The organism is Fibrobacter sp. UWR4, assembly GCF_003149045.1.
Taxonomy (GTDB): domain Bacteria; phylum Fibrobacterota; class Fibrobacteria; order Fibrobacterales; family Fibrobacteraceae; genus Fibrobacter.
The window spans coordinates 1-23,328 of the sequence record NZ_QGDU01000039.1 but is presented as its reverse complement, the minus strand read 5'-3'; the positions used below and the strand labels follow the sequence as shown (position 1 = coordinate 23,328).

The window sequence follows — 23,328 nt, the reverse complement described above, 5'->3', positions numbered from 1 at the left end:
CAGCTTGTCATGCTGACGAAAGTCAGCATCTTTTTTATTTCGCGATGACCTTAGGCCACTCGCTACCCGGTCTCTGATTCAAGTAAGTCGTCAGCATCCAGGAATCCTGACGGGATGATCCTGCAGCAAAGAGTTCATCCATAGAACCCTTGAAATAATGGCTAGGTCCGGCCCCACCATTCATGCGGCCCACCTCGAAATCGTAATCAGTTCCAGCCTTGCCATCCCAAGAAAGCATGACCGTCACCTGTTCCACCTTATGATCGTTGACGAACATATTGATCTTTTCGCCACGGCTAATGCAGACGAAAACCCATTCTCCGGCCTTCACCTGGTCAGCGCCACCAAACTTCACCAACTTGTAGTTGGACGTATCGTTTGCACCGCCCTTGAAAGCCTCTGCCCTATGGTAGAAGTTAATTACAAATCCGGAATCCGGGACAAACCGCAAATCGTACTGGCGGTCACTCTTTGCAAATATGGTCTGGGAAGTCTTGACGTCATCCAGTTTTACCCACAAGGAGAAAGTAAAGAAGTTAGTCCCAATATAATTCAAGTCACTCACTCGAGACGAATCCGTTGCGGCGGAATTTTCCACCGTCATATAGCTTTCGCCATCAAATAAAGCCCCCTGGCCAAGGACACCTACCGTAGCCTTCAGGCCAACACCCGTGCCAACATAATTCTGCTTTTCCGCTTCATCGGCCACCGTTTCCAGGTCACCATCAAAGTGATAGACCGCTGTATACATGCGGCTTGTGGGGAACACATCCTGGGCGTAAACAGAAGGCTTGCTGGTATTGAACACCAGTTCCAGGGAATCCGTCACATTCAGGGAATCCACACGAACCCAGAACAGGGCACGCTGTTCCTTGATATCAAAATAACTCTGGGAAATAGGCAGGGAGGCGGAGCGAGTTCCATCGGTGGAAAGGCGGAACGCCTCCCAGCGGCCCTGGAGATTTTCAAAATCCTCGAAGTCGCAATTGGCGCTATCCAGGCGAATTGCCAACGGGATATCGCTGGAATAAGTCCCCATGGAAGTATCGGCACCTGCAGGCCATGCCAAAGGCGCCACAAAACGGCGGATAACAGTATCTACCACCGCAGAATCATGTTCCAGCCTGATAACCGCAGTATCGGCTGCTGGCACATCCACATCAAAGCGATAGGCCTCACTGCCATCATCAAAATACAGGATCAAGTCCATGGACGCCGCAGGCAGGGAATCCACCACAATCAGGGAACCTTCCACCTTGAAGGGGCGAAGGATCGTGGTTCCAGGCACCAGGGCGGAACCTACAGAACCATCCAGGGATTCGTCATCCAGGTCCACGGCGAAATAGCCAGCGGAAAGCAAGGTATCGCTAATGGCCACCTTACCGCTATCCGGAATTTCAATCCCCTGCAGCAAAAGCATCTTGCCGGATTCAGGCTCAAAGGCTTCCAGGGAATACATACCCGACGGGACAGAATCCAGCAAGTAGGAGCCGGATTCATCAGTAGTCGTCACAAATGCACTGGGAAGGGAGTCTTTTCGGGAATCATATCCGGAAGGAACGCACTGCACCCGGGCCATTGCGGCGGGCTTGCCGCCATCCAGATAGAGAACGCCAGCCAGTTCCGGAGAGCCGGTTTCAGCGCTATTGCCAGCGACATTACTTTCGGAACACCCCAAAAGTCCAGCCAGAGAACTGGCCAGTACGACCCCAAAAGTCGCAAAACGTCGCTTTGCAATATCCAAAATCATCACCACTAATATAAATATAACAACGTCGCCAAAGTTCTAAACAACGATTTATTTACAAATCGTTGCCCATAGACAACACATTACGGGAAGCTAGCCGCCCTAACCGTGGGCTCCCTCGATAATCCAGCGACAAAGTTCCTCGATGCTGGCATAATCCGGCAAGGATTTGGTGAAATTGGGAGATTTACTCCGTTCGATGAACTTGCTCCAGGCAGCCTCGCTCTTGGCTTCCAGACCCAAATGCTCCTCGATGGCGCCCTTGGTCCACACCCAGATACCCTGGCTGCGAAGCTTTGCGTGAATGCTCCGGATAGGACGTTCCGCCTCCGGCATGGCTGCCATCATGGCATAGGCCTGGGCGGCGGTGGTGTTACTGTGTTTACTTACAGGCAGCCCATTGACCAGACGCATGTGGTGCTGGAACGCCAGTTCCCTAAACAAGTTCTGACAGTAGCGAATATCCGGATCGTTGAAATCCAGGAACCCGTCATGAGTCGCCGTCGTGAATGCGTAATCCAAGTCCACAATGGCGCGGACAGGCATATCCATAGCACCCAGGACCTGCATACTCTTGCGGGTATTGCTTACCCCACCCTGACGCACCAGGGCGCACTTGATCAATGCGAAACTTTGCCCCGTGACTCGCTCGAACAAAGCCGGCAATACACGAAGTTCCGTTTTACCTTCCGTCAGGAGCACATAGTCCGCGAACAAGAATTCATTACTGTTGCTCAGGCTGAACAACATCTGAAGCTGGCTGGGCGCATCCTGAACCACCTGGTGAACGGCGTCCTCCATCCTCTTACGCATGAAGGTACCGCGCTCCTTGTTCTTACGAATCAGGAGTGACGTGCTTACGTCTTCGCTGGTCACCATCTGGGCACTGTGGGTAGCGAACACCACCTGGTAGCCCTCGTTACTGAGGTTCTTCAGGGCGACACGCACCAGTTCCACCGCCTGCGGGTGCAAGTACAGTTCCGGCGAATCAATCAGCAGCAACGTGCGACTCAGGTAGTGGTTGTTATGATGCTTCTTGATGTCCGCCAGGTAGCGGATCAACGCCATCTGGATTGCGCGCTGGGAACCCGCCCCCATGCGGTTAATATCACGCTCAAAACCGTCATCCTCGTCGATGACCTTCAAGTTCGCCTTCTTCAGGAAAGTTTCCATGGTGGGCACAGGAATATCCAGCTCCACCTTCACGCTAGGAAACAGCGGGCGCAACTTCTCGTTCACGTCCTTGTCGAAGGAGGAAATCTCTTCCGCCCGGTTTTCACTATCCGGCGAAAGCAGGTCCCTGAACTTTGCCAGCAGCATGGTGATCTCACCGCCAAAACGACGCTCCAGCGGCTTGAAAATCTCATGCAGAAGCTTTACGAAAGCCTGGTTCCCCTCAAAGTCCCAAATGGCAATAGACTCCGGGAACATACGACTAAAGGCCGCCATAAAACCATCCGTCACCCGGACCCATTCCTTACGGTTGGCGCCATTACGTTTGTTGCTGGGAACAAAGGCGAAAAATTCCACAGACTCCGGATTTTCCCCCGGGATGCGCTGCACCTTCTTCACACGGAGCTGTCCAATGTTCGGCCCCGCATTTACCAGGAACGGGCTGATTTCCTGGGCAAGATCCTCGCCCAGGCGAGCCAGCACCTGTTCGGAAATACCGTCGAAAACACCCTCCACCTCTACCGGATGGTTCGGGTCGTCGAAATAGGAAATATCCAGGGAAAAATGGGCAAGCAACCACCTGATACCCATCAGGATATTGGTCTTACCCGCATTGTTATAGCCAATCAAAGCAGTAAAACCACTCAGCGGAAACGTCTGACGCTGAATGGATCGCAGATTCGAAATCGTAATCTCAGATAATCTTAATGCTTGTGGCTGCATATCAAGAATGTATATAAAAAAGCACGTCGGGGTATAATCCGCTCGGGATTTTTTATACAAGTTGGAATAAAGCACAAAAAAAGGCCGCCGGGAAAACCCAGCAGCCTTTTTTACAGGAGAGAGAAGAAGATCAGATATTCCAGCTAGAGCACTGGGTGTATTCCTTATTGGGATACGGACATTCTCTAGCCAGGCGCCAGCTGCTGCAGGCATTGTCGTTCTTGTCCTCGGCGCACATTACCTTGTCGCCCAGAGCCTTTTCCGCATTGACTCGACCCTTGCCGCTGTAGGTAACAGGAGTTTCAGATTCACTATCATCCTCTTCGTCAGCAACGCTAATCTTGTTACCGTTGATCGTGATGGTAGAACCCTTGGACGTCTTGGACACCTTGCAGTTCTTTTCGTTCTTGCAAGTTACAAGACCCTGTTCAGCAGCTTCGCTAATCAGTTCCTGGCGAGCCACATAGCATTCATTCCACTTATGGCCATCATTGCTCCAACCACCATGGTTGCGGGCAACATTGCCATTCAGCTTACACCAGCTAGGCGGACAGCGATTACCAGCAGACGTGTACATCACGCCGCAGCTACCATCATCCTCTTCTTCCCACTTTTCATCTTCGTCCACAAACTTCGAGGCAACCAGGATAGCGCTGCTGGAAGATGCTGTGGAAGAGGACGGAGTTTCGCCACCCGAAGGACCTGCAGGAGGATTGCCGCCAGCAACGATGATTTCGTCACCCGGAGTTTCCGGAGATGCAGGGCCACCCGGAATTGCGGACCCGCTGGAAGAAGGTTCGTGGCCGGCATAGTTGCTGGGCGCCGTAACCAAGGAAGCCTGCAAGTCGAAGTTGCCCCAGTCCTTTGCCAGCGACACGCAACTTGAAGACGTCTTTGATTGCACGATTTCCGGGCGATATTCGATTTCGGTATCGCTAGTAGCGACCACACGAATCTGCCACTGGTTACCCACATGGCATTTGCCCAGACCCACGCGATTTTCGGCCAGCCAGGCCACTTTACCCTCCCCCTTCAGGGTAGAACCAACGTTCCTACCCCTAATGGAGGTGGTGACGTCACCCTTGGAGTACTTAAAGGTGTCCGTCCTTCCCTTCTTGCCACCCGGAGACTGGTAACCAATCTTCTTCCAGGAGCCAAAAGCCTTGTGTTCGTACAGGTAGGCAGACTGCAACTTGGTATAAGTCATAGCCGCCGGAGAAATCTCGCTAGCCCTGGCCTTCACCACGGCGCCAGCCACCTTCGGAACAACAACCGATGAGAGGATGCCCATGATGGTAATTACCACCATCAGCTCCACAAGTGTGAAACCCTGCTTCCTCATAAGAACCCCCAAAGTTCCAATCCAAACCCCTAACGTAACATTTCCGTCACATTCCAAATATAATATGACATTTAACTTACAAGATAAGTTTTCTGTAAGAAGAATCGTCCAATTTGGACGAAAAAACGAGAAGCACAAAATTCGTACCATAAAAACCACGCGTCATGCCGAAGTCATGCTGACGAATGTCAGCATCAGCTATCTCGTCCTACGTCACCCTGAGGAATCTCAGGGTCGGCTTTTTTACAAAGAAAATCCGTACAAACGGGGTGTTCACAACGTGTATAGGAGTAGGCAGGAAAATCCCGCCTGCAAACCGGCTGCGTTGCCGGAGAAAGAACGTACATGAACAAACGAAAACACGACGGCTTCCTGAAGTATACCTACTCGAAACCGGTTAATGCAAAAGCCCTGCTCCAGATCGCGTCAAGGACGAACAAGAACCTTGCCGCCATCCTTGCGGAAGTGGATCTAGAAACCCTGGAGGAAATTCCCGAGGCGTTCAATGAAGTGGGCGAGCGGGGCGAGGCGGATCTCGCCTTCAAGGTAAAGGCGATCAATGGCGGAGAAATCCGGTTCGGCTTGCTTCTGGAACATAAATCCTCGCCCGATAACGGAATCATGGCGCAGATCGGCAAGTACGCCATCCGTGTGATGGTGGATAAGAATAATTCAGAATACGCCTGGATGCCTACTAAAGCAATCGTCATTTACAACGGCACCGACCCCTGGGATCCGCTGGCACAGTACAAGAATATTCACGCCATGTACAACGGACGTATTCCTCACTTCGAGTTCGCCTTCGTGAACCTTGCGGAAATTGATGACGATTACTGCCTTGCGCACGGCAACGCCGAGGCCGCCATCGGCGCAATAACCATGAAGTATGCCTTTGACATGGAAAAGTATAACGCAATGCTACCGAAAATAGAGAAGAAACTGGCAACATTGCCCAACAGCGAAAGCGCTTGTCTTGTCAGCAAGATTGAATTATATTTAGGTGAGTATATCAGCCAAGAGGCGTTGGAGGATTTGAAAATGGCATTCAAGAGTATTGGACAAAGGCTTGGCTTTGTAAGCGCCGGTGACGAACGTCGTGCCCTCGAGCGTAGTAACCGTAGGCTCAAGTCGGCGAACAAGGCCAAGGATGCCGTTATCGCTGACAAGGACGCCATGATTGCAGACAAGGACGCCCAATTGGCGGATAGCGCCCGCAGAATTGCGGAGCTCGAGGCCAAACTGGCTGAAATGGGCAAGTAATCTTCAAGGACCCCTTCGGGGTCCTTTTTTTGCGGGCCATGCTGATAAATGTCAGCATCGGCTATCTCGTCCTACGTCACCCTGAGGAATCTCAGGGTCAGCTTTTTTTACAAAGAAAATCCGTACAAACGGAGTGATAAAAACGTGTATAGATAAGAAGGCAATTTCGCCTTTCCGCAAAGGTGTACGCAACACCTTCAAAAAACATGAATAAAGAAGAAATGAACAACTTCCTCGTCGAAGTCTATGACACTCACAAGGCGAACGGCGATGTGAATGCCGTAATCACCAAGTACGAAAAGCAGTACAAGTACGTGTACTTTTACAATGACATGTGCGCAAAGCACATCCTCACGGGAAACAACGACCTGTCGCTGGTGACGGACCTCGCCAATGCGGCACTCCGCCTGACCGGAAGCGATTGTATCTCCAACCCGACCCTCGAAAATCCGGCAATTGGCGGCGGACTCGTCCATAAGGACATCGAACATGATATTTTTCTGAACATCCCCCGTAAAGACGCGGACGGCAAGAAACTCCCTGGAGACCGCATCGGCATCGAGTTCCAACATGTCGGGTATGACGTGTATAACAACCGTCTGTTGTTTTATGTAGCCCGCGACGTGAGCAACTCGCTATTGAAAGGCGACTTTTACGACAAAATGCCTTGCGTACACCTGATTAGCTTCCAGATGTTCGACTACAAGCCTTGGAAAACATCCCAGAAGTATATCCATACCGTACGCTATCAAGATGACGAACAATCTCCCTTCAGTGACCGTCAGTCGATCACCATCGTGGAGGTGGGCAAGTTCCTGAAGCATGCGGACACGGATTTCGCCAACGATTCCAGCCGCATAGCCCAGTGGCTCCGCGCTATTGACACCCTTAACAGCAATGGGGACTACACCCCCTTTGCTTCCGACGCCATTTTCTCTCGCTTGCAAAAGTACGCCGAAATGAGTACATTTATGCCTGAGCTCTTTATTGAGGATGGTAAAAATATGAGGGACACCGCAGAAGTACTGGCCTATATCGCTCGAAAAGAAGAACGCAACGCGAAGATCATTGCCGAGCAGGGGCAGACCATCGCCGAGCAGGCTCGCAAAATTGCGGAGCTCGAGGCCAAACTGGCTGAAAACTGCAAATGACTTTCAGGACCCCTCACGGGGTCCTTTTTTTACGTCATGCCGAAGTCATGCTGACGAATGTCAGCATCGGCTTTTTTTACAAACATTTTTTCGAAGTCTCAATTTGGACAAGAATGACGCATTTGGGGTTAGCCCGTATTCCGCGAAGGTGACGGGCTTCCCTACTACCAGTTTTGGAATTGGACCTTAATATCCTGCTCTGGCATAAGATAGATTTCACAACCAGATCCTACATCTGCATTGATATTGGAACAAACTATTTTTGCGAAAAAACCTTGACACTACCTTCGTACAGGTAGGCAGATTGCAGTTTGGTATAAGTCATGGCAGCCGGCGAAATCTCGCTAGCCTTGGCCCTTACCACAACCTCCGCCACTTTTGGAACCACGACGGAGGACAGAATGCCAAGAATGGCAATCACCACCATCAGCTCCACAATTGTAAAGCCAAGCGTAAAAATTATGTCACTTATTAAATATAATGTGATTTTTTACTTACGCAACAGATTTTCTGTAATAAAATCGTTCCTGTTTGGAGGGGGGGGATACGAAAAAGGACCCGTTACCGGGTCCTTGAGATGCAATAGATTGAATCAAGTTTCCTCGACCTTAATCCTCATGCACACATGTAACGTCTCCATTTTCCGAACGAATCGTTGTTCCTGCATAACAACCACCATCAGCATAATGCGTCTTGGCATACCAGGGATCGCTTTCATTAGCGTAATCTCCATTAATATAAAGTTTAACACCGCGAGTCTGGGGGAACTTACACTTCAGCCTTTTACTACCCCAAGCTGAATTTTTACAACTTTCAATGACATAATTTTTCCCAGCTTCAATGCGCTGAGATTTTCCCCACTCAAACGTGATTTTGACAGCATCTCCAACAGCAGGCGGTTCAACAGACGGTTCTTCATTTCCATTATAGGTCACGGTAAAGTCACATGACTTCGTATCGCCATCCCTAGAAACCGACAAAGTATAGGTTTTGTCGCCTTCGGAATTAGCGCCAGTAAACGAAATGGCATTACCCGAATAAAGAGTTCCGTTATTGACGTAGGAACTTCCTGTATAGAGGGTATATTCGCATCCATCATCACATCCCTGTACATTTGGAGTAAACTGAAGAAGGGTTCCCTGTTCTTGGTTACTGTCAAATGTAGGACATGATAAGGTTAAGGGATCCGGCTGCGGTGTCGTGGGCGTGGAACTACCACCACTACAGTTGGGGGTACCTCCCGCAAAGGCATACCAACCACCCGATTTCCAATCTGTTATTTGCACATAAAATCCACCGTCAACAGCATGATTTCTTATATCTGGAATTTCAGCATAAGCGCCGTTTTGATTTACAACATCAGCCGCACCAGCATAGATTCGAGCTGTTTGACTAGTGAATCTGTAGCCATTTACATAAACAGTTCCCCCACCATACGATTGAATATGGGGAACATCACCGTTGACGTTGTCCGCTGTTGTGAAATAGCATGCATTAAGAATCCTCGGTTCGGGTCTTGCGTGCCCTTGAGGTAGGTTCAATCCCGTCGTTACAACATTATCACATCCACTAGTACAGGTGCAATGGCACCCTGACTGATCCTGTTGAGAGACAACCAAATTGACTTTACAACTTTTTTGTGTTCCGTCCTTCGACACCGTAATTGTAGCTTCACCACCTTCAGTGATTCCACTCAACGACAAAGCTCCATTAGAATAAGTTGCAGTTCCCTTCGTAGAACTCCATGAACAACCATCACTACATCCATTAACAGTCGGTCTAAATGTAGCAACACCATCAGTCACAGGAATCAGTCCTCCAGTTCCACAGTCTAATGAAAGGCCGGAACCAACACGAGCAGAGCATTGGCGGCCATTGAGGACGAGAGTCACCAGAGAACCTGCAGGCAACGTGGTTAAAGGATATGTAAAGGTATTACCACCCGTTACACTTATTTCTCTAGACGCACCACCAATATGATCGTTGATAACCAAAGAACCGGTCCAATCGTCATTATCCACAAGTGCACTAAACACGCCATCATCAATCGAAGCGGATGTACAATTAGCCTTTGTAACCGGTTCGGTCACTTCAAATTTTGCTTCGCAAGATTTTCCGTAAACACTTACCTTATACGAATTATCATCCCCTACAGGTAACGGATTGACAATGGAATTTATTGATTTGCAATCCCCATTAGGACAATGACCGCTGGCAGCGTCTCCAGTTTCCTTTATTTTTTTGCCATCGGGTTCCGTAATCATATAAACACAACCGTCATCGGGGCATCCTGTTATCTCAAAGGAGAAGCTAGGCACATAGGCTCCACGATCAACCCTGTCTGCGGATACAGAACAATTAACAGAAACTTCCGGCATTTTCACCTTTTCAGTTTCACAAGCGTCAATCACTTCACCATTCTGTTTAACAGCTTCCACTCTAAAGTAAAAACCTTCGTTAGCAGTGTATTCATATACACCCTTCTGAGCCAAATACATCTTGAAATCAGCACAAGAAATTGGATCTTCGGGAATATTAATTCCGCCTAATGCAAAGGCATCCCCAAGTGCAGTAACCTTACAACCATAGGCCTGACCAGGTTGCGTTACGTTGGCAGATACTTTCCATTTTTCTGTCGTCGGATCATATTGAGGCGTATTACAAGTCAAAGACACTGCATACTGACACACACTTTGAACATTAGATATGGTATAAGAAGACGAAACTCCCGATGAGGTGAATTTCAGTGCAGTTACCTTTTGGGGGTTGAAACCTGCAGATTTCGACACGTCATTATTCACATTAAAGGAAACTGTTCCGTTACTAGTAATGACATATGCAACATTACTAGAATCACCACCTTCATCCAGCAACTTTACATTGATAGAAGCTCCCTCTGCAAGGTCAGAAACAGTGAAACGAATATCAGCATCACGAGCATTCACAGCCCCATCCTTGAAGGGAATCGTATAAGGAACAGACGTGCTGCCTGTGAATGAACGTTCTAACAACTCTGGATATGATTCGGAACAATGGACGATTTCACCGACATAGAAAGAACCGCAATGAGCATCATAACGATGGCCGTCACCATTGTCCTCCGAACATGTAACCATGACGGAAGCATCACTTTCAAAGCCGCCATTATACGGTACTCCATGATCACCTTCTTCGGTGAAATTATAAACATTCGATTTCATGACACCGATCTTTATCAAATCGAGTTCCTTTGCAGACTTATCATAATAGCCATGTCCCGTCTTGCAAGCATTTCTATCAGCAAAAAGGCTCAAAATATTCCTTTCCGAACTAAAATAGCTTGCAGGAACGTCGCAACCGTTGTAGTAATATTTAAAGGTACATTTACCCAACTTATCTGCGAACCAAGACGAAGTAGATACCCATGGGGAGACATCCACACTATCAGGGACCATACCACCGGTAAAGTTCGCTTCAAAAGAACAATACACAGATGGGGTATCCCAACAAGATTTCACATATTCCTGGTCTGCGGTTCTCCACGCAAGATCGTAAATTTTGAATTGAGAATTGAAAAGAGACTTTAGGAAGCCCGGCTTTTCAAGCTTAAAACCAACGTAGTTGTGGGTTCCATCATCAGGAATCTTATTCTTAAAGGTCGTTGTATCAAGATCTACAGCAGCGTAGGCAGAGCCAAATTCCGCACCACCAAAGTTATAGCTCAGGTTGGCTGTAATCATATTGTCACTTGCAGTAATAGAAATTGACGCATTGGTCAGCTTCGTTACAAGAACAGGTTCTTTGCCTAAAAGTGTACCTGTAAAGGGAACATCCACGCAGAGCTTCTTTCCAGCAACATCCTTATTTTTGGTTTCAGGACCTTCAACATAGCATAGGCGTGCATAAGTCCAATATCCTAAAGGCTTGGTGTTCATTTTAGAAATCACACTCAAAGCCAAATAACTAGAGGCTGTTGCATTTGATCTAAAAATAAATCCATTGTTTATAGGTTCATTTAAAATCTGATCCCATCCAGAACTTAACACTGAAGGAACTTCAAACAAAGCAGTCATTGTGCCGTTGTAACCGGATTCAATGCGACCTAAAACAACGGTTGATCCGTCAATCGAACTTAAAAATTCATTATCAGTATATATCTTCCCACCTTTTATAGTAGGAGTAATATAGTTTTCAAGCTTACCACCGATAGTCTTGTTATTGGCGTATACCTGAATCCAGTTTGCATCAGGATAGGAGCCATCCTTTACGGAACAGTTGTACTTGCCTTTTCCACAGTAGTCAATGCAATCGTCAGAAGACTTGCTATTACAATAGGCAACTGTATTGCTAAAGTCGTTATATATGCAATGAGAATCCTTCTTATTGAAATGAGCTTCTATCGTGTTACTTCCAGTAACAGAAATTTGATATTCCGTGGAGGCTACGGTAGTTCCTTGTTGTTTTTCGTTACAATTCACGCCATCGCAAATCCAATAGCTAAAGCGATCGCCAGCACCAGTCGTAGTCAATCTAATAATATCCCCTGCATAAACATTAGCCATGGGGGCGCAGTCATTATCAGAATTACACTCCGTCAACTGTTCAAATTCATCTGCTGCGTGTACACCCGGTCTGTGATAAGAGGCAACAACCTTTCCGCTACCTTCTTTGCCAATGATTTTGATTGTCAGGTCGGATTTCTTGCGTTTCAAGGCTCCAGGCAGTTTATAGGAAGAGCCCAAGTCTAATTCTGTCAAAACAGAATCAGGGGTATACACCTTACATATATCGCTATTCAGCATCAATGCCTGCAAATGAATAGGATCACTTGCATTGCACATCCACTGATTATTGCGAACCTCATAGGAACAACCAGAAACAGCAGTTACCCAATTGGACCAATTCTTGGTCCAGTCCGTCACACCTTCACAAGTGGGACGACCAGCGACTTCACTGCAATCTTCTCCATACTGATCTTGGAACTTTTCCGCATTCGATTCATTACTACAATACTCAATCAAAGAGGAATCTCGATTGACTCTAACAAAACCGCTCATAAAAACACGTTCGGAGCTAGGATCGCCAATAATACAATCCTCACAAGGATCACTCAGATAGAAAATGACGTTTCCCTGAGCAGCATGCTCCTCGGTAGTTACATTGAACAAACTCTTTTTGTTCCCGCTAGGAACAAAAGTGGTTCTGAATACAGCACTGTATCCATCGTCACTAACCATCGAAACGCCATCTTCTAAAGAATAGGACCAGCCAGAAGGCAAATGAGATGGAGACGGACCTGTAATCGTTACCGTAACGGAATGATCTGCAGTGGCTTCGTTTAACGAGACCATCTTGCTGGAATTAGCCGATATTTCCTTATTTCGTTCATCAAAGGAAATTATAGGGCTTTCTCCCAATGTTCCATTTACCACCACATAGAGCGGGATTTCCGTTTTCTTTCCCCCATGTTCGTATTCGTAAATACAGGTATACTTTCCCTTTGTAAGGGTAGCACCATCAGCATGAAGAGGACTTGTCCCTGTGGGAATTTCAGACGGACATGTCATTCGATTTTGGTCAAGGTTCTGTTCTGCACCATTTAAGCCAATTGCCGTATAGTAATCAGACAATTTTCCATATGCATTCTCAGCAAGATAGACAAATCTTGGAAGAACAATGACAGTCGGCTCCGGTTCGACAAAACCTAATTTCTTTACAACTAATTCTGTATTCCTATATTGAGATTCAAGAACCACATTTAACTGCGGGGACGTTGCGATATGATAAGCATCCATCGTTTCTGATTCAGTGGTGGAACCAGAGCCGCCACTCGTTGAACCACTTAAAGAAGAACAGTTATATGTATTGTCATACTCACAGAATATGTTATCCGTAGCCATACCGTCTAACATGTTCTTGTTAAATTCAATATTCCAGTCATCGGTACCACCAGCAACGGCGCACTTAGACATAAAGAGCGAGCCGGTCATTACTCCACCGCCAACCGAAGCCAATCTCACCGTTGAAATATTGCCTTCGCTATAGATGAGGTAATTGAACTTGTCATTGGAGGTTCCAGCGGACAACTGGAAGTTGTTAATACCATTTGTAAAATACCATAGAACGTGGCTATCTCCTGTAGGGGGTGCATAAACCTCACCTTCAGTAGGAGATGCATCCACAACAATAATCATGTTATGCTTTAATTTCGGAGAGCCTGAGACCCACCAATGAGGATTGCTTACTCGCACAACAAGCCATTTACCTTGATACAGTTCATCCTCCGAAGCGTTTTCGTAACAAGTATTCAGATTTGTCCAAGCAAAATTTGTATTTTGTTCTAGACCAGGACATGGATTTCCATTTGTTGCGGAATGGACAATTTTCTTATCATTGAGAATCGCTTTATTAAACTGGATGGGATCCTGTATATGCTTTCCTGTACAGTTTCCATCCTTTTCATCGGTAAGATTCACTTCGTAAAAAGATGCACCCCATCCGACAGTATCGACGGAACTACTTGCAATAGAGCCATTGACTTGATAGTAAATATCCTTCTTTTGATCTGCATGCGTAGAATAAACCGGCTGATCATAAGAAGGAATACATTGAACATTGTTACAAAATGTATTCTTCGGTACATCTATACCTTGGGACTTAGTTGCATCATACATATTTGGAGAATAAAAAACGCCACTAGAATAGCTATAAGGACTTGTATTCCACAAAGAAGAGTACGCAGAAGACAAATCTTTATTATCATCGGAAATACGATTGTTATTATCCTTTATATAGACCTTCTGAGACGCATCACCTCCCAAAGAAAGATTCAATGACTTACTGACATTTGGGAATACACCTTCTACAAAGCCCCCGTTTATGTACACATTCTTATTTATGTGAAATTCGATCGTTCCTTCGTAGGTTGGCGAAGTCTGATTTGTACCACTTTTTGTACCAGTTTCTGTTCTTGGGTAAACATTTATATTACCATCAATAACGGCACTGCCATCCACAGTAAAACGAACAGTTTTATCACGAGAAACAAGATCCAAATCACCTAAGCTAGTCCAGTTACCCTGAACGTACAACGATTCAGCAGGATGAGTCACACACTTCGGTCCAGAACTACTGGGAGAGTCATATACAGGATGAGCTTCAAAGCTAATACCATTATCAGTGTAAAGATCACCAAAAATTGAATCTCGTAGAGAAGGATACCATTTATCTTTCACACGTAGATTTTTTCCAACATCAAAGCCTTCACATCCCAAAGCACTACCTTCAACAAGAACGTTGCCGGTAACTTTTGAATCTTTCAAAATAGACAAATTTCCCGTCACAACAAGATCACCGTTAATATGGGCTCCCGTTGCTGAACCAAGGAAGAAATCTCCATTGATAATGGAAGATGTCATATTCATGTTATGAGGGTTGCTAGTCGTCCCAAAAAATGCATGTTCAAAAATAGGAGAAGAGGGCTTGGCAGGCAATTGAACCTGATAGAGGCCGCTAACTTTAATGATGGAAATTTCACTATAAGTAGTTCCATTCCTGGACCGACCTTCTGCCAGCAGTTTCATTCTGTAACTCTGGTTTACCTTTTCGACCCCCATAAGATACACATCACTCTCTTGTGATGCGCTACCGAGGTCCTTCAACAAGGAATTTAACTTCACCGGTTTCTTGCCGTTGTCATAGAAGGTTTTCACAACAGCGCCAGCATCATTGGCGTTATTCGCAATCCAGGAACGGGCGGCCTCCAAGCCCGCCATAGCTGATTGACGAGCTTCATTTAAAAGCAATCGAGAGGCAGAGGAACTATTTTCAGAAGATAGCCATTTGTATGTTGCCGTACCTGCGATGGTTGCAATCAACATAAACAGCAATACGGTAATAAGAGAAACACCTTTTTTATTATATCTCATACAATGTCTCCTCCATTAGTCTCTGGGTCCATTACCCGGAGTGGGAACGACTAAAGAAACGGCACCCGCTTCGTTATTTACTTGCAGTTGAAGATTCAACTTGAAAGCCTTAACATTTCGTTTATCTAAAGCGTTAGTAGGATTATATCCATCTTCAAAACTGTAATTCGAAGATTCCACTTGATTTAGCTGAACGTTTTCAAGAATAATTGTTCCTATGTTTACAGCAGGAGAATACATAACGAATGTAAATGCCATGCACAAATCCTTGACAGTATTCGCCACAGAGAAACGGAATCGTCGTTCAGTACTTGCACCAGAAGATTGCGGCGGATAAAAAAGGAAATCATTTAATTCCGTTATTTTCGCCCCAGTATCCTTTTTCCTGAATCCTACAGCAATATGATCCTTGCCAGGGCAAAAAGATCTACTATCGTCATTGCTATAGGGAACATTAAACGAAATTTCGTATTCTACACCAGCCTGAAGGCTGTCAATTTTTGAGCACTGTTCATTCCAAGGATTGGTTGAGGCTTCAGCTGTTGCTACATATAGCTGATTAGCCCTCTTGCCAATAACATTGATAGCATCATTTTCGTAGTCATAATTCGTAGCAAATCCAGCAATCTTAACGGAAGTTCCCCCATTTTTTGGAGTTGTTTCAACCCAAAAGAAATCATTGTCGGCATCCGTTCTCGCAACAAGCTTAAATTCGTGAGTCGATGTATCAACATTGGACGGAAGCAAACGGGGATAGACTTTCCCCGCAGATACAGTATAGTCCGATGATTCTACTCCGGGTTTTGACGGAAGCAGCTTGAACTTGGAAACATTTTCCGCAACACTCACTTCATTGGCATCCTCTGCCGGACATTCATCCACACCTTCATTTTCAATAGTCTTGCAAGATCTATACAATACACCATTTTTCAGATACCAAGCAACTTCTTCGACTCTCTGGAAGTTTCCCAGGGAATCATAGCTCATACGCTTCATGGTAAGACTATCCGCATCACTACTCAAATGGACGAGAGCATAAGAAGATGAATCAGGGGCGCTAGGATCCAGAGACATATAAACAGATCCATTAAAGCCGAAGGAACCATCACTCATTCCGCTAGATGTGTAGTTATAAGCTCTCTTAGCCCCCATCTGAGCTATATCGTCCCGTAACAAAGATCCGATATTTTCAGCTAGAGCACTAGCCTCCAGTTTACCCTCCGTTCTAATGCGCATCTTGGTGCTGTTGGTGAAGGCTGTACCTGCCACCACCACGACGATTCCAACAATCGCCATGTACACCAAAAGTTCCATCAATGTCATACCACGTTTATTCATCGGATTACCCCCGAAACGTTGATGGACTGGTTCGAGCCCTTAAAACGCCATTCCACTTTGACATTCACCTGCTTGGCATAAATGTGCTGAACAGTTTCGTAATTGGAACCACTCTGAACCATGTAATCTTCGGTTTTCGCAACAGTAAGGATAGGAGTGTACTTGACCGTAGTCGCTCCCCCCAAAGCACGGTCCCAGGTACGAACACGTTCATCAAGCTGGATTTGGGTTTCAGCATCGTTACTGGATGCAATAGAAGCACTTCCTTTCGCTTTCAAGGAGTCCATAATTTCCTGGGCAACCTGCACCGCTCCATCACGGCAACGGAGCCTAAGGACAGTCTCATCATTGCTCGCCTGGAGTTTGAGCAGGGCCATGTACAAAAAACCAAGAACGACAATAGACACCATGACTTCCATGATGCCAAAGCCCCCTTTGCAAGACGAGCCCTGACGGCTAAAGATGTTCAGTATATTTCTCCACATAATCACATCCTTCCCAGCTATTCGCAATCACCTTCGTCACAAGTCTGGGCTTCTATGTAGTTGACATCTTCATTTTTCAGGGCAACCGCATAATGAGGCTTATCCCCATATTGAGCGCAGACGACCCCTGATACCGGAGCAGCGGAAAGCCCCAATCTGGGTTTAAAGACACCGTTTGTTCCGCTCAGCCAGTTTTTATCACTTTCATAGTCCGGACAGGAAGTGACGAACTTTAGCGGATTATCCAATTCCATGGAATATAGCGACGGCGATCCCTCAGCAAGCTTAGAGCAGTCGCTCCCCTTATATACGAACAGTCTACGGTTATTGGTTCCTACCTTTAAACACAAGGTTTCTGAAAGTCGGTTTGCTTCATTAGCGGTTCGTTCCAGGAAAGCCGTAATGTTCTTCGCGGCATCGTCCACACGGGTATTTTCCACAGCCCCCTGCAGTCCAGCGACACCCATAGCAGAGAGAATACCCATGATGGCAATGACCACCAAGAGTTCAACCAGAGTAAAACCGTTTTTTTGTACGTGTGTCAAAATTTCACTCCATACGCAAAAGAAACACAGCGACGTCGCTGAGTCCTATTCAGACATAATATATATAAATATAGGGGTATGTGTAAATTGTGGTTTACTTAGTGTGCCGATTTACACAGATATTATGCCCACACCATCAAAATAACCCAACTTAATGTAAACTTAAGTTTTCAAAGTATGCTTTTTTAGTTATATTTAATGGGTTAAGTGTTCTATCCGATAAAAATGGAGAAAATCATGAAAAAACGCAATTTTTGGGCAATTTTTGGCGTGCTCACCGTGAGTGCGGCGTTTTGGGCCTGTTCTACGGCCACGCTTCCGGCAATCCCCGTCAGCGAGGACGAGGAAATTGCCGAAATTAGCTCAGATTCCCAAACCGAGGCTAGTTCCAGCGAATCCAAACCCGCAGAGGCAAGCTCTAGTTCTAAAACACAGGAATCCAGCTCCAGCGATACTCAAAAGGAAGATTCACAGAGCAGTTCCAGCGCTGTGGAGAGTTCCAGTTCCCAAGAGCCTGCATCTAGCGCCCAGGAACCGGAGTCTAGTTCCAGTGTGGAAGTCAGTTCCTCTTCCGAAGTGGTTGAATCCAGTTCCAGCGAGCACAAGGTGCCCGAAAAGGCTACTGATAAGAACACCCAAGCAATTACCAAGCGCGAGGATGTGATGGAATCGCCAACCGAGTCCGCTAGCGAAATCGAGGAAATGATCGAATCCGAGGAATTGGTCAAGTCGGACTCTCTGGTATTTAATGAAAAAGACCTGAACTTCGAAACGAACGATTATTACTGCTACGACGCCGAAAACGAGGGATGGTACAAGATTTCCGGTTCCAAGTGGAAGGGATTCATCGCAGGGCTGATCGACTGGTGGAACAAACTGATCAACGGCGAGCGCTACTTCGACTACAGCAAGGTTTGCGACGAAATCTACATCAAGGCCAAGAGCAAGTAAAAAAGTTACATCTAATGAGTCCCGCCTGGAGCGGGGCTTTTTTTTCTACCGGGCAAACAAGTTTTTATATTTCTCCCAAGAGTTTTAAAAGGGAGCCCTTATGAGGGAGAAAGGCTTTACTCTTGTGGAGTTGATGGTGGTGATTACGATTATGGGAATCCTATCTGCAATCGCCGTCCCGAAATTTTTTGGACAGACTTCAAAGGCAAAGGCAGCGGAAGTGACTCCAGCCGCCATGACTTATATTGCGTTGCAGAAAGCCTACCTGATGGAAAAGCAGAAAATCGGTACCTGGAAAAGAATCGGCTACAGCGCTCCGAAAGACGGGAACTTCAGGTACGATAACGGCGGCCAGATTAACCGTGTCATAGACAGAAAAATAATTTTGCAGGAGCTGTCCGGTGACGGTAAGATAGGTTGGCGCGCCGAAAATACTGTTGGCCTCGACGGCTGCCACTCCGGCAACCAATGGACGATAACCCTTGTGGCATTAAGCGAGACTAATGTGGATTTCAGGCAGCAGATAGCCAGATCCACCACATCCCAGTACTGCAAGCCCTTGACTGGGGATGGGTGGAATTTTTAGCTATTCCATTTTGCCAATGTCGGATTGCCAGAAGGCGTGGTTATTGACTGTGATTTTATTTAAGCATTCCTTATCAGAGAAATAATAGAAGTATTTTCCATTCGTGACAGCATACACTTTTCTCTGATCCGCCCATTCATACGTAGTTTTATCACCATAGTAAAGACTCAATGTAGCTGCGTATACAAATCCAGGTTCCAGCTTTTCGGCGTATATTTGCGAGGCAACTCTAATGGCAGCCCAATCGTTCCCTGTAGGAGATGGATTCATCGAATTAAAATCAGGTTTTGAAGCACCCGCAATATCTTGAGAGATAACAAGTCCTGCAACACCGTCAATAGTGCTAGTTTTTGTTGCATCATTGGTATTCAATTTTGTAACTAAATCAGGCATTTCGCTTTTGGATAAGGTTTTTGAAGACAAGGGAGATGCTGCAATCATATCTGCAGAAATCTGTTCAAATGGATCAGAAATCTGTTGAACATCACTGGTATCCCAATTGTCGGCAACACCGATCACTTGTGAACAATTTTCGTCGGAACAAAATTCCTTCGCAGCACCAGATCCATCAACTTTTACATAAACATCCCTTGCGCCATACAGGAGCAAATTAGTATATGGGGTTCCGCTAGGCTGGTTTCCATAATACAAACTTTGTTTGGCTTTATATATACCTGCACTCACCTTTGAAACATCTCCAGATACGTCATATAACTCTGTAAGAATATGTTCATACTGGTATTCTTTTCCACCCAAAAGAGCTGATAAACTAGCCTTATCCGCATCAGAAAAACCGGACTTTCCCTTGTTGAAAACATAGCCTTCAATACCATACGCGGAGGTCATATTTGCACCTTGTTCATACGCGGTCCAGCCAGACATGTTGCTAGACTGACGTCCACTAACAATAGCTTTTGACAAAGAATATTTTCCATCCTCATTTTCAATGGATTCAAGAAAAAGCCCCTGAGAATACTTATAAGTTTTCTCCGGGGTAGTAGCGGCTACCTGGGTTTCCTTGGAGACCTTGGTCCAATCACCTGCCAATGCTGCACAGGCGGCATCGGAAACTTCTGTTTCAAAGTTCAGTTTCACGCTTCCATCGGAATCCGTTCCACCCTGCTGAAGGATCACCTTCCAGGTGTTCCCCAGCTTGCAGTCACCCATACCCACCTTGTTAGTTGCAATCCAGCCAACCAGCCCCGCTTCGCCGAGATCATCTATTTTCGTCCTTGACTTGATGTCGCCACGGTCATAGCTAAAGTTGTCGGACTTGGGCTTGGAGTAACCAATTCGCTTCCAGGCACCAATTTGCTAATGTTCCATCACATAAGCGCTCTGCAACTTGATGTAGGTGGTTGCCGCAGGGGCCACTTCGCTAGCCTTGGATTTTGCAACTGCAGAGGTCAATTTGGGAACTCCAACAGCAGCGAGAACGCCCATGATTACAATTACGACCATGAGTTCAACGAGAGTAAAACCTTTATTTTGCAAGTGATTCATACGCAAACACCTCACACGATTGAACAACTGCTTCACCTGTTAAATATAAACAAAAAAGGGAAGCTCGTATACTTTTATTTACATACGTCCTTTCAGAAACGGACTAAAAAGACCAGCGTTTTACCGCTGGCCTTTGTCAATGGATCCTGTTCCTTCGAATCTAGGATGATTAGATACCGTCGATAATCTTGTTGAACTGTTCGACGGGGCGCATCCACTTCTTGAGGAGTTCAGCCTTGGGGAAGTAGTAACCGCCGATGTCCACGGGCTGGCCCTGGGCAGCGGTAAGGGCACCTACGATGTCCTTTTCGCCTGCAGTGAGGGCAGCGGCAACGGGAGCGAACTTTGCAGCCAGCTCTGCATCAGCAGTCTGTGCGGCAAGGGCTTCGGCCCAGTACATTGCCAGGTAGAAGTGAGAACCGCGGTTGTCCAGGTCGCCGATCTTGCGGGCCGGAGTACGGTTGTTTTCAAGAATGCGACCGTTAGCTTCGTCCAGAGTATCTGCCAGAACCTTGGCCCTCTTGTTGCCGGTAGTAGAGGCAATCTGTTCGAAGGAGGGAACCAGTGCGAAGTATTCGCCCAGGGAATCCCAGCGCAGGTAGTTTTCAGCGAGGAACTGCTGTACGTGCTTGGGAGCGGAGCCACCTGCACCTGTTTCGAACATGCCGCCACCAGCCATGAGAGGCACGATGGAGTACATCTTGGCGGAAGTGCCCACTTCCAAGATCGGGAACAGGTCGGTGAGGTAGTCGCGCATCACGTTACCGGTAACGCTGATGGTGTCAAGGCCAGCCTTGGCGCGGGTCAGGGATTCGGTAATGGCGGACTTGGGGTCCATAATCTTGATGTCGAGGCCAGTGAGGTCGTGGTCCTTCAGGTAGAGTTCCACCTTCTTCTGGATTTCGCGGTCATGACCACGTTCAGGGTCCAGCCAGAAAATTGCGGGAGTGTTGGAAACGCGGGCGCGGTTCACAGCCAGCTTCACCCAGTCCTTGATGGGAGCGTCCTTGGCCTGGCACATACGGAAGATGTCGCCGGCTTCAACGTCCTGAGAAAGGAGAACTTCACCCTTGCTGTTCACGGCACGGATAACGCCCTTGCCCTTGGCGATGAAGGTCTTGTCATGGGAGCCGTATTCTTCGGCGCCCTGAGCCATAAGGCCAACGTTAGAGGTAGAGCCCATGGTGGTGGGGTCGAACGCACCGTTCTTCTTATGGAAATCGATGGTTGCTTCGTAGATGCCTGCGTAGCAGCGGTCCGGAATGCAAGCCTTCACTTCCTGGAGTTTGCCTTCCTTGTTCCACATGCAGCCGGAGTTGCGGATCATGGCCGGCATAGAAGCATCGATAATCACGTCGCTGGGGACGTTCAGGTTGGTGATGCCCTTGTCGGAATCCACCATGGCAATAGCCGGGCCATTTGCCAGGGCAGCGTCGATGGCTGCCTTGACTTCAGCTTCCTTCGGGTTGCCTTCCAGACGCTTGAGCAGGTCGCCCAGACCGTTATTTTCGTTAACGCCAATTTCCTTGAACAGGTCGGCATACTTGGTGAACACGTCCTTGAAGAACACGCGGACAAAGGCGCCGAACATGACGGGGTCGGAAACCTTCATCATGGTAGCCTTCAGGTGCACGGAGAAGAGCACGCCCTTTGCCTTGGCGTCGGCCATCTGTTCGGCGATGAACTTTTCCAGAGAAGCCATGCGCATGACGGTTGCATCCAGGATTTCGCCAGCGAGTGTGGGCTTTGCAGCGCGGAGTTCGGTGACGGAACCGTCGGCAGCAACAAATTCAATCTTGAAGGTATCTGCTTCAGAAATTGTAATAGACTTTTCATTTCCGTAAAAGTCATCCGCCGTCATGTAAGAAACGTGGGTCTTGCTGTCGGCAGACCAGGCACCCATCTTGTGGGGATTCTTCTTGGCGTAGTTCTTAACGGCCTTGGGAGCGCGACGGTCAGAGTTACCCTGACGCAACACCGGGTTCACAGCGGAGCCCTTCACCTTGTCGTACTTGGCGCGGATTTCCTTTTCTTCTTCGGTCTTGGGTTCATCGGGATATTCCGGAACATCGTAACCGTTCTTCTGGAGTTCTGCAATGGCAGCCTTCAACTGCGGAAGAGATGCAGAAATGTTAGGAAGCTTGATGATATTGGCGCTTGCATCCAGAGCCAGCTTGCCCAGGAAGCCAAGGTCGTCTTCAGCCTTGCCAAAAACAGCGAGAATTCGGCCGGCCAGGGAGATATTCTTGGTATCCACATCGATGTCGGCGGTCTTTGCGAAAGCCTTGACAATGGGAAGGAGGGATTGGGTAGCGAGGAACGGAGCCTCGTCGGTAATGGTGTAGTAGATCTTCGGATTCATAAAGCACCTATGTTTAAATTTTAACGTCTCAAAAGTAGCAAAAACCGAGCCAATTCAAAAGGTTTTTACGAAAATGCAATTCTTGTTATTACAAATTGAAATATCTATATCAAACAAAGTTTCCAAAATTACATTTTTTTACATTATCTTTGCAAAAAAAGGCTCTTCATCAACATGTGTGGGTGGCTTCGCCACCCTTTTTTGTTGACTTTCGCCTAAATTAAACAAAAAATGGGCTATTTTCTAAAATTTAAT

At 46.9% G+C, this 23,328-nt stretch carries 15 protein-coding genes; 4 read left to right on the top strand and 11 right to left on the bottom strand.

Annotated features, from left to right (window positions below; genetic code table 11):
• Nucleotides 1–34: 34 nt before the first annotated feature.
• The 3 genes from BGX12_RS13310 to BGX12_RS16050 form a co-directional block, all read right to left on the bottom strand.
• Nucleotides 35–1,750, bottom strand: coding sequence for a LamG-like jellyroll fold domain-containing protein (locus BGX12_RS13310; RefSeq protein WP_109736534.1), 1,716 nt, complete (start codon nucleotides 1,748–1,750; stop codon nucleotides 35–37).
• A 99-nt stretch (nucleotides 1,751–1,849) separates the two neighbouring features.
• Entirely contained in the window at nucleotides 1,850–3,643 is a 1,794-nt protein-coding gene (locus tag BGX12_RS13305) for an ATP-dependent endonuclease (protein WP_109736538.1), read from the bottom strand.
• Nucleotides 3,644–3,773: 130 nt separating this feature from the next.
• Nucleotides 3,774–4,985, bottom strand: a complete 1,212-nt coding sequence (locus BGX12_RS16050; protein ID WP_158278263.1) for a type IV pilin protein — start codon at nucleotides 4,983–4,985, stop codon at nucleotides 3,774–3,776.
• A 345-nt stretch (nucleotides 4,986–5,330) separates the two neighbouring features.
• On the opposite strand from BGX12_RS16050, the gene BGX12_RS13295 reads away from it, so the two are divergent.
• Both BGX12_RS13295 and BGX12_RS13290 read left to right on the top strand, forming a co-directional pair.
• Nucleotides 5,331–6,245, top strand: a complete 915-nt coding sequence (locus BGX12_RS13295) for an Rpn family recombination-promoting nuclease/putative transposase (RefSeq protein ID WP_109736532.1) — start codon at nucleotides 5,331–5,333, stop codon at nucleotides 6,243–6,245.
• A 206-nt stretch (nucleotides 6,246–6,451) separates the two neighbouring features.
• The gene (locus tag BGX12_RS13290) at nucleotides 6,452–7,396 is read left to right on the top strand and encodes a PD-(D/E)XK nuclease family transposase (protein ID WP_109736531.1); all 945 of its coding nucleotides are present in this window, start codon (nucleotides 6,452–6,454) and stop codon (nucleotides 7,394–7,396) included.
• 256 nt (nucleotides 7,397–7,652) lie between these two features.
• On the opposite strand, the gene BGX12_RS13285 is transcribed toward BGX12_RS13290, so the two are convergent.
• The 5 genes from BGX12_RS13285 to BGX12_RS13265 all read right to left on the bottom strand — a co-directional run bounded on the left by BGX12_RS13285 (nucleotide 7,653) and on the right by BGX12_RS13265 (nucleotide 17,671).
• Complete coding sequence (locus tag BGX12_RS13285; RefSeq protein WP_255416879.1) at nucleotides 7,653–7,856, bottom strand: type II secretion system protein; 204 nt, start codon at nucleotides 7,854–7,856, stop codon at nucleotides 7,653–7,655.
• Between the two features lie 148 nt (nucleotides 7,857–8,004).
• The gene (locus BGX12_RS13280; RefSeq protein WP_146196349.1) at nucleotides 8,005–15,303 is read right to left on the bottom strand and encodes a hypothetical protein; all 7,299 of its coding nucleotides are present in this window, start codon (nucleotides 15,301–15,303) and stop codon (nucleotides 8,005–8,007) included.
• Between the two features lie 15 nt (nucleotides 15,304–15,318).
• Entirely contained in the window at nucleotides 15,319–16,641 is a 1,323-nt protein-coding gene (locus tag BGX12_RS13275; protein WP_109736528.1) for a prepilin-type N-terminal cleavage/methylation domain-containing protein, read from the bottom strand.
• On the bottom strand, nucleotides 16,638–17,126 hold the full coding sequence (locus BGX12_RS13270) for a type II secretion system protein (RefSeq protein ID WP_109736527.1): 489 nt from the start codon (nucleotides 17,124–17,126) through the stop codon (nucleotides 16,638–16,640). The genes BGX12_RS13275 and BGX12_RS13270 overlap by 4 nt, the downstream gene beginning before the upstream one ends.
• A 17-nt stretch (nucleotides 17,127–17,143) precedes the next feature.
• Nucleotides 17,144–17,671: a Tfp pilus assembly protein FimT/FimU gene (locus BGX12_RS13265; RefSeq protein WP_109736526.1), complete on the bottom strand. Its 528-nt coding sequence runs from the start codon at nucleotides 17,669–17,671 to the stop codon at nucleotides 17,144–17,146.
• A gap of 237 nt (nucleotides 17,672–17,908) precedes the next feature.
• Between BGX12_RS13265 and BGX12_RS13260 the strand changes: the two genes are divergently transcribed.
• Both BGX12_RS13260 and BGX12_RS13255 read left to right on the top strand, forming a co-directional pair.
• On the top strand, nucleotides 17,909–18,622 hold the full coding sequence (locus BGX12_RS13260) for a hypothetical protein (protein WP_111361656.1): 714 nt from the start codon (nucleotides 17,909–17,911) through the stop codon (nucleotides 18,620–18,622).
• Between the two features lie 100 nt (nucleotides 18,623–18,722).
• Nucleotides 18,723–19,208: a type IV pilin protein gene (locus BGX12_RS13255; protein WP_109736524.1), complete on the top strand. Its 486-nt coding sequence runs from the start codon at nucleotides 18,723–18,725 to the stop codon at nucleotides 19,206–19,208.
• On the opposite strand, the gene BGX12_RS13250 is transcribed toward BGX12_RS13255, so the two are convergent.
• The 3 genes from BGX12_RS13250 to BGX12_RS13240 form a co-directional block, all read right to left on the bottom strand.
• Nucleotides 19,209–20,375, bottom strand: a complete 1,167-nt coding sequence (locus BGX12_RS13250; protein WP_109736523.1) for a hypothetical protein — start codon at nucleotides 20,373–20,375, stop codon at nucleotides 19,209–19,211.
• Between the two features lie 147 nt (nucleotides 20,376–20,522).
• Nucleotides 20,523–20,711, bottom strand: coding sequence for a type IV pilin protein (locus BGX12_RS16045; protein WP_109736522.1), 189 nt, complete (start codon nucleotides 20,709–20,711; stop codon nucleotides 20,523–20,525).
• 169 nt (nucleotides 20,712–20,880) lie between these two features.
• Complete coding sequence (locus tag BGX12_RS13240; RefSeq protein ID WP_109736521.1) at nucleotides 20,881–23,073, bottom strand: NADP-dependent isocitrate dehydrogenase; 2,193 nt, start codon at nucleotides 23,071–23,073, stop codon at nucleotides 20,881–20,883.
• Nucleotides 23,074–23,328: the final 255 nt, after the last annotated feature.